This window comes from Collinsella sp. LCP21S3_C7, assembly GCF_052118485.1.
GTDB lineage: Bacteria > Actinomycetota > Coriobacteriia > Coriobacteriales > Coriobacteriaceae > Collinsella.
This window is the reverse complement of sequence record NZ_JBQKHC010000002.1, coordinates 148,559-163,468: the sequence shown is the minus strand read 5'-3', so window position 1 is coordinate 163,468 and position 14,910 is coordinate 148,559. Positions and strand designations below refer to the sequence as shown.

Genomic DNA, 14,910 nt, shown 5'->3' with positions numbered 1-14,910 from the left:
ATCCGCTTCCCCCGCAAGCGCCGCTACGGATACGGCGCGGGAAGTCGGGTTACCAAGGGCCGCCGCGTGAGCTCGCGCACGACCGCGCATCAGTATAGCGGCAAGGTAGTCATTTTGGGACGGGGCTATTTTAGCTACCCTTTGACAGTCGACGAATTATCTGGGATTGGGGCAAATATCAACCGACATATTGGGGTAGCTAAAATAGCCCCGTCCCAAAATGACTACCTGGGATGGCTGGTTCGGGTAGGGGATATACTGCTGGGCAGACGAAAGGAGCGCCGACGATGCTTAATGGGTGCGCATATATATTGACGGTCGACGTGGGCAACACGTTCATTCGCTTTGGTCTGTTTGCCGAGGATTCGGCCGCGGCGCAGGAATGCCCGCTTGCGACGTGCGAGATCACGACGCCGCCGAGCATTACGGCCGATGAGGCGCGCATGAGGCTCGCGCGGGTCATGGGCGCACTGGCAGCCGATGCGGGCATGCCTGGTGTGCTCGTTCCTGCGGCAGCAGTGCTGAGCTGCGTGGTGCCGGCGCTCGAGCGCCCGTGGAAGGCGGCACTTTCCCGTACCTGCACGGGGCGCGTGCTCACCGTGGGGCCGGGACTTAAGACCGGCATGCCCGTGCACTACGACGACCCGGCCGAGATCGGTCCCGATCGCATCGCCGACGCCGTGGCGGCCCGTGCCGTCTACGGCTCTCCGTGTATCGTGATCGACCTGGGCACTACGACCAATATCGAGGTCATCGATGCGCGCGGAACCTTTGTCGGCGGTGTTATCGCGCCGGGGCTGGCGCTCGGCGCTCGCTCGCTCTCGGCCGCTGCGGCGCGCCTGCCGCAAGTCGAGCCCTCGGCACCCACGCATGTGATCGGTCGCAATACGCGCGAGGCCATGCGCTCGGGCGTGGTCTTGGGCGAGGTGGCCCGTATCGACGGCATGCTCGACATGGTGCTTGCCGAGATGCGCTCGACCAAGGCGGCAGGCGAGGGCAGCGTGCCCATTGTCATCACCGGCGACGATGCCGAGGCGCTCGCGGCGTTGGTCGGCCACAGCCTGACGGTAGACGACGCGCTGACGCTGCGGGGTCTCGCCGAGCTGTACCGCATCAACCAAAAGCCTCGCCGCGCATAAAGCCAAGAACGTCGGCGCCGGGAGGAAACAGCCCCACCTTTCACCTGCTACAATGGGCCAAACTATTTCGATTTCGGAGGTGTCTGCCATGTCGGACGATCTTCATCAAACCGCGTCGGGCAAGCGCCGCGACGTTATTAGCTGGGACGAGTTCTTTATGAGCGTGGCCATCGCCGCGCAGCGCCGCAGCAAGGATCCCAATACGCAGGTGGGCGCGTGCATCGCCAGCACCAACCACCGCATTCTTTCGGTGGGCTACAACGGTACGCCCTCGGCGCTCAACGACGACTTTTTCCCGTGGGGCACGAGCGATGACCCGCTGCAGGACAAACATAACTACGTAGTTCATGCCGAGGCCAACGCCGTGCTCAACTACCGCGGCTCGCTCAAGGACCTTGAGGGTTCCACGGTCTACGTCACGCTGTTCCCGTGCCACGACTGTGCCAAAATCCTGGCGCAGGTAGGTGTGGGCGAGGTTGTCTATCTGGACAATAAGTACGCCGACACCGACGACGGCCGAATCAGTCGCCGCATTCTCGACTCCTGCGGCATTAGCTTCCGCCAGGTTATCGTCGATGTCCACATTGGTACCGGGGAACAAACGCAGCAGTAGCGGCAGCGTGTACGAGCGCCGGGCGTTGGCAAAAGCGGCTAATTAAGCCCCGTTCCAAATTGATTGTCAAATTAACTGCTCGTGAAAGTCGTGTCCGCGCGCATGGACGGCTCGCGAGCGGGTACATGGCTGTAGTAACATAGCTCTGTCCGCGGGCGCGCCCGCGTTATTGTGAGAAAGGAGCCCCTGTGGCTGTTAACGAAGAGCTGCTTAAGAAGGTTCTTGAAGAGATTCGCCCCAACCTGCAGGCCGACGGCGGCGACATGGAGTATATGGGCGTTGATGACGAGGGCGTCGTCAAGCTGGAGCTCCAGGGCGCCTGCGCCGGTTGCCCCATGAGCGCTCTGACGCTTTCCATGGGCGTCGAGCGTATCCTCAAGGAGCACGTGCCCGGCGTTACGCGTGTCGAGCAGGTCAATGCCTCCGGCGAGGCCGAGGATCTGTACGACGAGTATGCGCCGTTCTGAGAAGCGAAAGCTGCGGGCGATGTGCTCCGCATAGACGTCATGCCCAAATGTGCGGCTGCGAGCGAAAGGCCCGCGGCCGCATTTGTATGTAGGGAGCAGGGGGACCGATATGCTCAACGACCTCTACCATATGCTTGATCCTGTCGCCATTTCGGCGGGGCCCATCACCATCTACTGGTACGGCTTGGCCTATGTGGTCGGAGCTCTGCTCACGGCGGTCGTCATGTACCGAACGCAGCGTCGTTGGGGTTTTGACATTACGGTCGACGACCTGATGAGTGTCGTGGTTGGTGTGGTCTTTGGCCTCATCATTGGCGCCCGTCTGTTCTACGTCATCTTTTACGGTGACGGCTACTACTGGGCGCATCCGCTCGAGATCTTTGCCACCAACGAAGGCGGCATGAGTTTCCATGGCGGCCTGGTGGGCGGCATCATCGGCGGCGTGCTCGTGTGCCGCATGTACAAGCTCGACGCCTGGACCATCGCCGACCTTGCCGTTATCGGTGCTCCGCTGGCCTTGTTCCTGGGGCGCTGCGCCAACTTTGTCAACGGCGAGCTGTGGGGCAAGCCGACCGATTTGCCCTGGGGCGTGATCTTTGGCGGCACCGCGGGCGATATGCCGCGCCATCCATCCCAGCTCTACGAGGCATTTCTCGAGGGCATTGTGCTCTTCTGCATTCTGCAGGTGCTCAGCCGCAAAAAACCGCTGCTGCCCCAGGGTGCGTTTATGGGCGTGTTCGTGATGGGGTACGGCATCGTCCGCTTCCTCATTGAGTTTGTGCGCGTGCCCGATGCCCAGCTGGGCTATCTGCTGGGCGGCGTCATCACCATGGGTCAGCTGCTGAGTCTGCCACTCGTGATTGCGGGCCTGGCGCTCATCATTTTTGCCCTCCGCCGCAACCGTCCCCAGCGCATCTATCTCGACGCCTAACCACCATATACCACCACAAAGGGGACAGGCACCTTTGTGGCGGTTTTGCCAGGCAACGATGACAGAACCGTAACGTTTCCCCAGATAAAACCTGCCAAAATAAGCCTGTCCCTTTTTGGCAGGTTTCTAGAAAGGCTTTTCGGACTGTGAAGGATTCCGATCTCTCCACAACGGCTGCGCGCGACGCCGCCCGCATCGTTTGGTTTAAGCGCTATCCCGCCAAGCAGACGCTCGTCGCATTTTTGCTCGCCCTGCTGGCGACCACGGCGTTTTCCATCGATCCCGCCCCGGTGTCGAGCAACGCGGTCTTGGCGATCGATCCAAAGGCCTCGGGCATGCTTTACGTGTGCTACGAGGTACTCCTCTCATTTGCCGGCCATACCGACGCTGTGATGCTGCTCGCGCTGGCCTGCCTGCTCACGCTGCCGTTTCGCTATGTGTTCTTTGGCCGCGGTGACGCTTGGCGCCCCTCGGTCGTGCTGCCGTCGCTGTTCTTTGCCGTCTGCATGGTGTTCGGCCGCAGTTACGACCTCACCGATTCGGCCGAGATTGTGCTGGGCGACAAGGCGCGCGTTATCTGCGCTTGGATTGGCGGCGCGGGCTGGATACTTCTGGCGATTGTGGCCTTCTATCTGGCTTTTGAGTTTTTGGATTGGTTGAGTTCTCGCCGCATTCCGTTTTCGGAGGCGCATTTTGGCCGCGTGTGGCGTGTTACCCACGCCGTGCTCTCGGTCCATCCTTTTGTTGGGCCGTTTCTTGTACTCATGATTGTCTGGGCGCCCACGCTTATCGCCTCGCTGCCCGGCCTCTTTATGGGAGATACGGGCGCGCAGATTCGCCAATGGTTCAACTACCCCAACGGCACGAGCGACTACCTGCGCCTGCTTAACCCCAACGTGCTGCTCAACGGCCATCATCCGGTGATGCACACGGCCATCATCGGCTCGTGTGTGCAGCTGGGGCTTTCGCTATTCAACAGCGCCAATGCGGGTCTTGCCATCTACACCTGCGCCCAATTTGTCATCACGGCCGCCTGTGTGGCCTATTCCATATCGTCGCTGCGTAAGCTGGGCGTGAGCCTGCCGGTCCGCGGCGTCATCTTGCTGTTCTTTGCGTTTATGCCGATGTTCTCCAACTACGCGGCGCTGCTGACCAAAGACGTACTGTTTGCCGATGCGTTTCTGGTACTGCTCGTTCAGACCGTCAAGCTCGTGGCATGTGGCCTGCCCCGTCGCGATGTCAATGCCGAGCGCGCGGGCGAGCGCACGCCTGTGCTCTTTGCGCGCCACGACTGGCTGTTGCTCGTGCTGGGCGCCATGGGTTCCACGTTTTTGCGCAATGGCGGCCTGGTCTTTCCGTTGGCGGCCTGCGTGATTGCGGCGGCGTTTTGCGCCTGGGACGCGCATGTGGCCCGTCGCGTGGTCAAACAGTCTGGCGTCGCACCCTCATGCGCCACGCCGCGCTTCCGCTGGGCCGGCGTTCTCGCGGTGCTCGTGCTCTGCCTTGCCTCCAACATGTACTTTACCAAGGTCTTTATGCCCGCGCACGATATCACGCCGGGCTCCAAGCGCGAGATCCTCTCGATTCCGTTTCAACAGACGGCGCGCTTCGTCCAAAAGCACGACGGCCTTAATTCGGGCGTTAACCCCAAGGTCAAAGACGACGGCACGATTGAGGAAGCTCCCTGCGACGGTCTGGTGACCGATAAGGAACGTGCCGTGATCGACCGGGTGCTCAAGTACGAGAATCTGGGCCGTCGCTACAACCCCGACAAGTCGGATGCCGTAAAAAACTGTTTTAACGAGTACGCCTCGCAGGAGGACATCAAGGCCTATTTTGAGGTGTGGGCCCAGATGTTCAAAAAGGATCCCGAGTGCTATATCTCGGCGCTCATCAATAACTACTACGGCTACTTTTATCCGAGTGCCCGCGATGCGTGGGTCTACAGCACGGCGCGCAGTGCCGAGATCATGGCGAAGCCCGATAACCTCAAGTACTTCGACTTCCATCCGGTCGATAGCAAGGTTGTGCGCTGGTGCGACCACCTGATCAACCTGTATCGCGTGGCAGTACAACGCATCCCGTTTATCTCGCTCACCATGAGCTCGGCCACCTATGTGTGGATCATGATCGCTGTGGTGGTCTATCTGCTACGTCGTCATTCGTGGCGCGGGCTGGCCATTTGGGTGCCGCTGCTGGGCGTGCTCGCCGTGTGCCTGATCGGTCCCTGCAACGGCTCGACCTACATGCGCTACCTGTATCCAGTCATCGCCTGCATGCCCTTCGCCATCGGCGCCACCATCACCCGCAGCGACCTCCTTTGGTTCTAACTTGGTGCAAAGGGGACAGGTTACTTTGCACCAAGGGGCTGCATCATCACGACGCCTTCATTTTGGGGTTTATCTCGCAGGCCAGTAGGTATATCATAACGACGTTTGTTTATATTGCCCGAGCATCTGCGCTGGGCTTTAGGTCGAAACCGATAGGAGACACGTATGTCCGGACACTCTAAGTGGGCCACAACCAAGCATCGTAAGGGCGCGCAGGACGCCAAGCGTTCCGCCCTCTTCTCCAAGCTGAGCCGCAACATCACCGTTGCTGCCCGTCTCGGCGGCGACCCGCTGCCCGAGAACAACGCCAGCCTCGCCGCTGCCGTTGCCAAGGCTAAGGCTCAGTCCATGCCCAAGGACAAGATCAAGTCCGCTATCGACAAGGCCTTCGGTTCGGGTGCCGATGCCGCCGTCTACGAGAACATCGTGTACGAGGGCTATGGTCCCGCCGGTGTTGCCGTCTACGTCGACTGCCTGACCGATAATCGCAACCGTACCGCCGCCGATGTCCGTTCCGCCTTCTCCCACGCTGGCGGCAACCTGGGCACCTCCGGCTCCGTCGCCTTCCAGTTTGAGCGCAAGGGCCAGATCGTCGTCGCCAAGGAGATCCTGGACGAGAACGCCAAGAAGGAGACCATGATCGCCAACGGTGCTGCCGGTGACGAGGAAGAGTTCATGATGGCTATCGCCGAGGCCGGTGGCGACGACTACGAGGACGCCGGCGAGGAGTGGATCGTTTGGACCGCCGCCAACGACGTCATGGCTGTTTCCAAGGCGCTCGAGGAGCAGGGCATCCAGGTCAAGGGCTCCGAGACCACTATGGTTCCGACCACCCCGACCGAGGTCTCCGGTGCCGACGCCAAGAAGGTCCAGCGCCTCATCGACCGTCTCGAGGAGCTCGACGACGTTCAGGATGTTTACAGCACCATGGACATGACCGACGAGGTCATCGCTGCCCTCGAGGAGGAGTAGCGCCTGCACGGGTTAAGTCGTGCATATCTGGGCATAATGAAGCGAGCATACAAGCCTCGTGGAATAGATGAGCCGGATCCGCGTGCGTATGGCACCGGACCCGGCTCTTTTATAATGATGCGAATCGTTTTGCATTCTGTGGACCGAAACCTGAAGGGAGCGCGCGTGCGCGTACTCAAACGAGCCCTAGCAATCGTGTACCTTGCCGCCGCCATCGTGGCGCTGGGCACGCTTGTCTGCCAGTTCTGGGGACCGTATACGTATCGCTTTATGCTGCTGTTGCGTGACACCATGCCTCGCGTCGTCGTTACGGTGTGCGCCGCCATCGTGGCACTTGGCGTGCTCATCGGGTTTTTCCGCCTGATGTTCGCGCGTCGCGAGCCGTCCTGCGTGCATCCGGCGGGGGAGCGCAACATCGAGGTCACCCTCGCAGCGCTTTCCTCGTGCGCTCGCGCTGCGGCAGAGCGCGACGACCGTGTGATGGTCGAGCATGTCGAGGCGCGCGTGCAGGGTTCCGACGAATCGCTCGTCCGTTTTAAGGTCGACGCCATCGCGCTCGATGACCGGGACGTGGCCTCCCTTGCAACCGCGATGCAGCAACGTATCGAGGAGGCCTGCGACACCATGCTCGGCACGCCGGGCACGACCGCGCGCGTCCGTTTTTTGCCGTCCAAGACTACCGTCCAGACCGTGGAGGTTTCCGGTGAGTGATACCAATCAAGACAAGACCGTCCGCACCCCGCGCCTGACGATCGACCAGAACGCTACGCCGGCAGGCGAGTCCGCCGACACCAAGCCCGAGGCCGGCGAGCAGCACGACAGCGCCGCCAGCGACTTTGACGAGGCCATGGGTCTCATCAAGGGTACGGGGGCGGCCATCTGGAGCTATGCCGTCCGTCATCCCAACACCACGCTCGGAGCCGTCGCCGGTTTTGTGCTCGCCGTGCTGGTGCTCACGCTCGGCCTGTGGGACACACTCGTCATCGCATTCTTTGTGCTGATCGGCGCCGTGATTGGCCAGATCCGTGACGGCGAGAACGGGATCGTCAACTTCTTCGGCCGTCTGTTTAGCGGTCGCTAGTATGTATTCGACCGCCGCGTGTGCGGTGGGCATAAGGAGGAACCATGGCTTTTAACACGAAGGTCGATGTGGCCGATACCGAGCTCGAGGCAGACGAGACCGTCGCCGTCGAGGCTGAGGACGTAACGCTCGAGGACGGGGCGCTCGTCGAGGCCGAGCCCGCCGACGATGCGGACGAGGATGATGAGGAAGCGGACGAGTCCGAGGATTCGCTGACCTATTCCAACGGTGTGATCGAGAAGATCGTCGCCATGGCCACCCGCGAGGTGCCGCACGTCCTGGGCATGAAGGGCAACCTTATGCACTTTGTGCAGGAGCAGTTTGGTGCCGAGAACCTGACCAAGGGCGTGACGGTCGAGGTCACCGATGACAACCGCGTGGTCGTCAACATTTCCGTCATTATCGAGTACGGCGCCTACGCACCCGCGATTTTCGACGACGTTAAGGCGCGCGTGACCGAGCGTCTGGCCGCGATGACCGGCCTTGAGGTGGCAGGCGTCAACCTGCGCATCGAGGATGTCATCACCCCCGAGGAGTACGAGCACCGCACCAGCCAGCACGAGTAGCCTACCAAATAGGGACAGGTTTGTTTCGATAGGTTTTACCTGCGAAAACGCTAAACGGTCGACCGCACGGATGCATGTGCGGCCGGCCGTTATTTGTATGCCCCCGATGTAGGCATACCGCTCGTCTAACTAGGGGTTGCAATCTTCGCGCTCCGCGTTACCCTAATGGGCGCATTGTTTCCAAATCGTTAACGAGGGGTTGCCGTAATGGCCGACGAGCACGAAACAGAAAGCAAGGCATGGGCGATTGAGGCCGCTGCGGCAGAGGCGGCGTCGCGTGCCGCCGAGGAGGTGCATCGTCCTCCCGTGGTGCCGATGGAGCGCGTTGTCGGTCGCGAGGATATCGAACGTGGCGAGCGCGCCGGCCGCAAGCGCAGCCAGGAGCCGGGCTTCCCGCGCTTTTTCGCCGAGCTCAATCTGGGCCTGATCCTCACGGCGTTCGCCATCGTGGCCTTTAAAACCCCCAATCACTTTGCCTTCGGCGGAACCTCGGGCGTGTCGGTCATTCTTTCCACGCTGTTCCCGACTCTGCCCGTCGGCGTCTTTATGTGGATTATCAACGCGGTTCTCGTCGTCTTGGGCTTTATCTTTTTGGAGCGCAAGGCAATCCTTTGGAGCGTTTTTGCCTCGTTTGCGCTTTCGGCCTACGTCTCGCTGTTTGAGCTCTTCATTCCGACGGATGTTTCGATGACGGGCGATATGTGGCTCGACCTGTGCTTTGCCGTTATCTTGCCGGCGCTGGGCAGTGCCATTGTCTTTGACATTGGCGCCTCAACGGGCGGCACCGATATCCTTGCCATGATCCTCAAGCGTCGCACGACGCTCGAGATCGGACGCGCCTTGCTACTGGTCGATATCGGCATCGTGACCATCGCGGCCTTTTTGTACGGTCCGCGCGTTGGCCTGTACTGCGTGCTCGGCCTGTTTGCCAAGACGCTTGTGGTCGACAAGGCCATCGAGAGCATTCATTTGCGCAAGGTCTGTACGATTATTTGCGCCGAGCCACGCAAAGTCGAGGAGTTTATCGTCAAGCATCTCAACCGCACGGCAACGATCAGCCGCGGCTACGGTGCCTTCTCGGGCAATTGCGTGACGGTGATCATGAGCGTGCTGAGCCGTCGCGAAGCAGTGCAACTGCGCCGCTATACCCGCGATATCGATCCAGATGCGTTTATCACGATCGTTGACAGCTCCGAGATCGTGGGCAAGGGCTTCCGCGGCACGAACTAGCGCGGATATACCCTTCGAACCATTGAATAAAGCCGCCAACGTTTCAAATCGGTCATCTTGGGGTATTTGTCCCCACATTGCGCGATAATGTTGCCAAAGACGTCGTTTGCGATCCAGGTGGTTCACTCTAGATACGAAGGGATGATTTCGATGTTCTGTTCGCAGTGTGGCGCCCCCATGGGCGATAACGACAAGTTCTGCGGCGTGTGCGGTGCCCCTAATACCGTGGTCAAGGCCGCCGGCCCCGCTCCCCAGGGACAGTCTCAGCCCCAGCAGTTTGTTCCGCAACCGCCCGTGGCGAATGCGCCAAAGGGCTGTGTGGCTCAGGCGTTCCAAGACATGACCAAGACTCCGGGCGTGCTGCAGCGCGTGTGCCAGATTGCTTTTTTGCCGGCGCTTATCTGTGTCGTGTCGGTGCTCGTGCTGTTCATTCCCGTTATCGGCGGTATTGCAGCTGCCATCGGCTTTTTGGCCGCCTGCGTGGCGAGTGTGTGCGGTTCGGGCTTTGGCATCGAGTGGGGTCGCGACCTGTCGCTTAAGATCGATGACGGCATGGATCGTCCGTTGATGCGTTCCACATCGTTTGGCCTCGGGGTCTTTTCGAGCGTTATTTCGGTCGTGCTCGAGATTATCGCTGCCATTCCCGTTATTGGTGTAGTGCTTTCGCTGGTGGAGAGCGTGGTAATTGGCGCGGCGGGCTCGTATTCGTATTACGGCTCTTCTGCGCTCGAGACTGCGCTGTTTGGCTCGCTTGGCCTGCTTGTCCTGGCTATGATTGCCACGGCGGTCCTGGGAGTCTTCTTTAAGATGTTCGCCGATATCGCCGTGATGCACTTTGCGGTGACCGGTCGCGTCGAGAGCGCGTTTTCGCTCGACAAGGTCTGGGTGGCCTTTAAGAACAATAAGACCAAGCTGTTTTGCGCTTCATTCCTTCCCGAGTTTTTGACGGGCCTGGTCGCCAACGTTGTCACATGGATCTTGACGGCGGTCTTTGGCGCCATTGCCTCTGTCGGTATGTATAGCTACTACTATCGTCCTACGGGTATTGAGGCAATTGTTACCGGCGGTGGCATCTCACTCGTGCTGTTCCTGGTGCTGATCGCTTTCGTCACCGTATTTCTAACGGTCTTTGGCAAGATGCTCAAGCACCGTGCCGTTGGCTATTGGGTCGCACGTTATGCAAGCGAGTGGGCCGACGAGGATAAGGACGACGTCCTGACTTTTGTATTGCCCTTCGAGAAGAAGTCCGCTCCTTCGGGTTACAGCGCTCCGGATGTCGCGCCTGAGCCCGAGCCTGAGTCTGTCCCGGGATCTGCGCCGGAGTCCGAGCCCACGACGGAGCCCGAGCCCGAGACGGAACCCGAGCCAAGCTCCGACGAGGACCCGCAAGACGAATAGCCCTGTCACCTGCCATTTGGGGACGGGATAGAAATGGTAGAAATAGTGCTTGACGAATGAGCGGGGGCGGACGTGTCGAAACGTCCGCCCCCGCTTTGACATCGCGATGTGGCTACGGCTGCGAGATGGTCGCGATTCGACTACTCGTTGTGCTTCTCCTCGTGACGAGCGGCGGTGCGAGCTTCGTGGATGCCCTTGATGGCGGCATGGCGGGCGGTGCGGGCGTCGTGCATGGCGTCGCGGGCCTCGGCGGCCGTTGCCTTGGCAGAGCGTAGCTTGGCTGCCAGATCGGGATTGGTCTCGGCAACCGCGGCGATAGCGGGGCCGTCGAGCTCCTCTTGCGTGGGCTCGGCCAAAAAGTCGATGGCATACTGAGCGGCTACCATGGAGCCCTTGGCGAGCACGCTCTCGTCGATCTTATAGAAGCAGGAGTGCTGGGCGTACGTGGCGCCAATCTTGGGGTTGCGCGTGCCCACAAAGGCAAGCACACCCGGTACACGGCGCAGGTACTCCGAAAAATCCTCGCCCGAAAGCGTGCCGCGATAATGGCCTTCGCCGGCTGCACCCAGACACTTGACCACGGCCTGACGACAACGCTCACTCGAGGCGACGTCGTTTTCGACCTTGTAGTTGGCGATGGTGTAGTCGGTAAGTTCAGCCTCGGCGCCCAGGGCCGCCGCAGTGTGCTCTACGATGCGGCGCATGAGCTCGGGCATTTCCTCGTGCGTCGAATCGCCATAGGTGCGCACCGTGCCGGCGAGGTAGGCGGTACCGGCGATAACGTTGCGCGCGGTGCCGCCGTGCAGCTCGCCGACGGTAATGACGGCCGGCTCGTAGGGGCTGATCTCGCGCGAAACGATGGTCTGCAGGGCGTTGACGATCTCGGCCGCCACCATGACGGCGTCGTGGCCGCGCTGGGGCATGGCGCCGTGGCACGAGGTCCCGCGGACATCAATGCGGAACCAGTCGGTATTGGCCATGCGCGGACCGGGCTCGCAGCTTACGGTGCCGGCGTTGACCTCACTCCAGATGTGTGCGGCGTAGGCGCCATCGACGCCGTCGAGCACACCCGTGCCGATCATGAGTTTGGCGCCTTGGCCGTTTTCCTCACTGGGTTGGAAGACGATGCGGACCTCGCCGTGGATGTCGTCGGTCATATGGCGCAGGATCTGCAGCGTGCCGAGCATCATGGCAATGTGGCAGTCGTGGCCGCAGGCGTGCATGCAGCCCTCGTTGACGCTGGCGAACTCCTCGCCGGTCTGTTCGGTGACGGGTAGGGCGTCGATATCCGCGCGCAGCAGGATGCGGCGGCGCGGCGTGCCGTCCTCGCGGTAGGCGTCGGGTGCGGTGCCGCGAAGGGTCGCCACCAGGCCCGTCTTAAGCGGGCGCTCGTAGGGGATATTCATGGCGTTGAGCTGGTTGGCGATGTCAGAAGTCGTGCGCTCTTCGGCGAGGCTCAGCTCCGGGTGCTTATGGAAGTGCCGGCGCTGCTTGATGATGTAGGGCTCAAACTCGGCGGCGATATCTTGGATGGCTGCGGTGACGTCATCAGCCGCGCGGGCCTCGGTCGCTGCCATAATCTGCTGTGCCTTGGTCTTCGTCATGGTCGATTTGCTCCTTGCTGGTTTATCGCAAAATCGTACAGGCTCTTTCCAGTATGCCACCTGCCACTTGGGGACGGGGCAGAAATGGTAGAAATGGATACCTCCGTAACCTTGATAGGTGCAAATTGCTTGTGCACGCAGCCTTGGATGCGGATTTCAAGCTTGAAATCTACCATTTCTACCCCGTTCCCAAGGGGCAGGCGGGGCCGTTGGGGTTGGGAAAGGTGCCGTTTACCGCTTGACGTTTTGCAACTGTGGCGGTGGAGTACACTCGGGGGTGTTGAATTTCCTGCCAGAGATGGGGATGCCCATGCAACATATCGATCGGATTATCCGCTCTAAGAACGTCTTTACCTCGCAAGACGGCATCGATACCGCCCGTGAGCTGGCGATTGCCATCGCAGGCGACCGTATCGTCGCAGTCGGCAAGCCCGATGACGTGATCGCCGCCGCGCCTGCCGCCACGCCGGTTATCGACTACGGCGAGCAGTTTGTCTGCCCCGGTTTCCATGACGCTCATCTGCACTTCTTTCATACCTCGGTCGGTTCCTCGCCGTATATGCTTATGGATGGGGGCACGTCCGAGGTGGCGCTGGTGCAGCACGTGCTCGAGTTTTCCCAGGATCTGCCCGACGACGCTTGGGTTGTGACGCAGGGCTGGCGCGACTACCGTTGGGACCCGCCCGAGCATCCTACCAAGGCGTCGCTCGATGCGGTATTTCCCGATCGTCCCTGCGTTATGTACTCGGGCGACGGCCACACGCTGTGGCTCAACAGTCGCGCTCTCGAGGCGCTCGGCGTCACGCGCGATAGCGAGCCGCCAGCGGGCGGCAGCTACGACAAGGACGCAAACGGTGAGCTCACGGGCATTGCTCACGAGGCGGCCGCCATGCAGCTGTTGCCGCGCTGCCTTGAGTGGCTGGGCGAAGATCGCATCGCAAGCGCTTACGCCGATCAAATGAGGCGCATGGCCGAGCAGGGCATCACCTCGATCTGCGACATGTCGCTCATGCCCATGCCGGGCTGCGATTTTATCCGCGACGACGTCTACGACAAACTGCAGACAGCCGGCAAGCTGGGCATTCGTGCCCATCTGTTCCCCACGCTGCTGGATGACCAGTCGCGTCTAGAAGAGCTGCAGGCACGTTACGCGAACAACGCACTGCTTTCGGCGCCGGGCTTTAAGCAGTTCTTTGACGGTGTGTCGAGTGAACATACGGCATATCTCACCGAGCCCTATACCAATCCGCGCTTCCCGGGCGACCAAGGCCGTCTGACGGTTTCCGCCGAGCGCATGCGCAAGCTGGTTCTGGCGGCTGCGGAGCGCGGCCGCGCCGTGCGCATCCACGTTATCGGCGACGGTGCGATTCATGCCGCGCTGGATATCTTCGAGGAAGCCGCCGGTCTGTACGGCCTGCCCCAGCACGGCCACAACACGCTCGAGCACCTGGAGAACCTCCTGCCCGAGGACATCGACCGCCTGCGCAAGCTCAACGTGATCGCCTCGAGCCAGCCCTGCCACATTACGCTCGACCCGGGTGGACCGGAGCGCGATTTGGGCTTGGAGCGCAGCCGCATCATGTGGCCGTTCGCAACCTATAAACAGCGCGGCATTCGCCAAGCCTTCGGTACCGACAGCCCCATCACGCCCGTTACCAGCATGGACGTGCTCTACACGGCTATCACGCGCCAGGACCCCAAAAGCCACTGGCCCGAGGGCGGCTGGTTACCGAGCGAGCGCATCGACGCGGCAACGGCTTTGCGCAACTACACCTTGGGCAGCGCCTATGCAGCAGGCGACGAGCAAAACCTCGGCAGCTTGGAGCCCGGCAAGTATGCTGACCTGGTAGTCCTGGACCAAAACCCGCTCACTGTTGACCCCCAAGAGCTGCAAGCCACCAACGTTCAGGCCACCTACCTGGCAGGTAACGTAATCTACGAGCGCTGATGCTCATGCCGTGTCGTTAAACGCGGCCCGGGCGACTTATTTTGGGATGGCGCTCGAGCCACGTCTGCATATCGGTGGGGACTCGTTATGAGCGTCCCTGCTCTGCCGGATTTGTGCGTGGGGTGGAGGCGCTGCTGCCCCGCGCGTTCAAATTGGACATTTGCAATGCTGCCTCATGGTGTTTGCATACTTCCCATTACAGATTGCATAAAAAGGTTGGGATGTTCTTTCTGGCCCTGATGTACCCCCGCTTGGGCCGTGCAAAAAACGGAGTATTCAGCACTGCGAGCTCTGCCGGCGCCGTTGCGGTCGGGTAATGTCATGGGGATTGACGTCATTTTGGCGTCCGGGCAGGCACGAGGCATGCCTTTATGCCCTGATGGGGTCTGCCTGCCGACCCAAATCGCCGGTCGAAGGCGTCCTTGGGACCAATAAGATGTGTCTGGCGCGTATACAGCCATCCTGGTCTGCTGAATACTCCCAAAAATGCACGGCGCTCCCCAGGGGACCCGTGCGTGCAGCGAAAGCCATGCCCATGTTCCTATCCGCATCGCCATTTTGCTGCACTGACGTTTCTGAATGCCGCGCCCGAACTAGTTAACTTGGCTCCCGTGTGGCGCCGGAGGGGCGG

13 protein-coding genes are annotated in these 14,910 nt (G+C 60.9%); 12 read left to right on the top strand and 1 reads right to left on the bottom strand.

Annotated elements, in window-relative coordinates; all coding sequences use genetic code 11:
• Positions 1-287 precede the first annotated feature (287 nt).
• The 11 genes from ACTQ1E_RS02070 (at position 288) to ACTQ1E_RS02020 (ending at position 10,727) form a co-directional block, all read left to right on the top strand.
• The gene (locus ACTQ1E_RS02070; RefSeq protein ID WP_154514831.1) at positions 288-1,139 is read left to right on the top strand and encodes a type III pantothenate kinase; all 852 of its coding nucleotides are present in this window, start codon (positions 288-290) and stop codon (positions 1,137-1,139) included.
• A gap of 88 nt (positions 1,140-1,227) precedes the next feature.
• A complete protein-coding gene (locus ACTQ1E_RS02065) occupies positions 1,228-1,752 on the top strand; it encodes a deoxycytidylate deaminase (protein WP_154514829.1) in 525 nt (174 codons plus the stop codon).
• 188 nt (positions 1,753-1,940) lie between these two features.
• On the top strand, positions 1,941-2,219 hold the full coding sequence (locus ACTQ1E_RS02060; RefSeq protein ID WP_370450539.1) for a NifU family protein: 279 nt from the start codon (positions 1,941-1,943) through the stop codon (positions 2,217-2,219).
• A 109-nt stretch (positions 2,220-2,328) separates the two neighbouring features.
• Positions 2,329-3,150, top strand: coding sequence for a prolipoprotein diacylglyceryl transferase (gene lgt / locus ACTQ1E_RS02055; RefSeq protein ID WP_441564481.1), 822 nt, complete (start codon positions 2,329-2,331; stop codon positions 3,148-3,150).
• Between the two features lie 146 nt (positions 3,151-3,296).
• Positions 3,297-5,480, top strand: a complete 2,184-nt coding sequence (locus tag ACTQ1E_RS02050) for a DUF6020 family protein (RefSeq protein WP_441564480.1) — start codon at positions 3,297-3,299, stop codon at positions 5,478-5,480.
• A 165-nt stretch (positions 5,481-5,645) separates the two neighbouring features.
• Positions 5,646-6,452 (top strand): YebC/PmpR family DNA-binding transcriptional regulator, encoded by an 807-nt coding sequence (locus ACTQ1E_RS02045; protein ID WP_154514825.1) that lies wholly within the window; start codon positions 5,646-5,648, stop codon positions 6,450-6,452.
• Positions 6,453-6,617: 165 nt separating this feature from the next.
• Complete coding sequence (locus ACTQ1E_RS02040) at positions 6,618-7,163, top strand: hypothetical protein (protein WP_195838499.1); 546 nt, start codon at positions 6,618-6,620, stop codon at positions 7,161-7,163.
• Positions 7,156-7,533 carry a DUF2273 domain-containing protein gene (locus ACTQ1E_RS02035; RefSeq protein WP_370450537.1) on the top strand — a complete coding sequence of 126 codons (378 nt, stop codon included), beginning with the start codon at positions 7,156-7,158 and terminating at the stop codon, positions 7,531-7,533. Before ACTQ1E_RS02040 ends, ACTQ1E_RS02035 begins: the two co-directional genes overlap by 8 nt.
• Before the next feature lie 44 nt (positions 7,534-7,577).
• Positions 7,578-8,099 (top strand): Asp23/Gls24 family envelope stress response protein, encoded by a 522-nt coding sequence (locus ACTQ1E_RS02030; RefSeq protein ID WP_441564479.1) that lies wholly within the window; start codon positions 7,578-7,580, stop codon positions 8,097-8,099.
• 207 nt (positions 8,100-8,306) lie between these two features.
• Entirely contained in the window at positions 8,307-9,329 is a 1,023-nt protein-coding gene (locus ACTQ1E_RS02025; RefSeq protein WP_441540262.1) for a YitT family protein, read from the top strand.
• Positions 9,330-9,479: 150 nt separating this feature from the next.
• Positions 9,480-10,727 carry a zinc-ribbon domain-containing protein gene (locus ACTQ1E_RS02020; protein WP_441564478.1) on the top strand — a complete coding sequence of 416 codons (1,248 nt, stop codon included), beginning with the start codon at positions 9,480-9,482 and terminating at the stop codon, positions 10,725-10,727.
• A gap of 140 nt (positions 10,728-10,867) precedes the next feature.
• Here ACTQ1E_RS02020 and ACTQ1E_RS02015 read toward each other — a convergent pair whose 3' ends face one another.
• Positions 10,868-12,331, bottom strand: a complete 1,464-nt coding sequence (locus tag ACTQ1E_RS02015) for a M20 family metallopeptidase (RefSeq protein ID WP_441564477.1) — start codon at positions 12,329-12,331, stop codon at positions 10,868-10,870.
• A 304-nt stretch (positions 12,332-12,635) separates the two neighbouring features.
• Between ACTQ1E_RS02015 and ACTQ1E_RS02010 the strand changes: the two genes are divergently transcribed.
• A complete protein-coding gene (locus ACTQ1E_RS02010; protein ID WP_441536872.1) occupies positions 12,636-14,279 on the top strand; it encodes an amidohydrolase in 1,644 nt (547 codons plus the stop codon).
• Positions 14,280-14,910 lie beyond the last annotated feature (631 nt).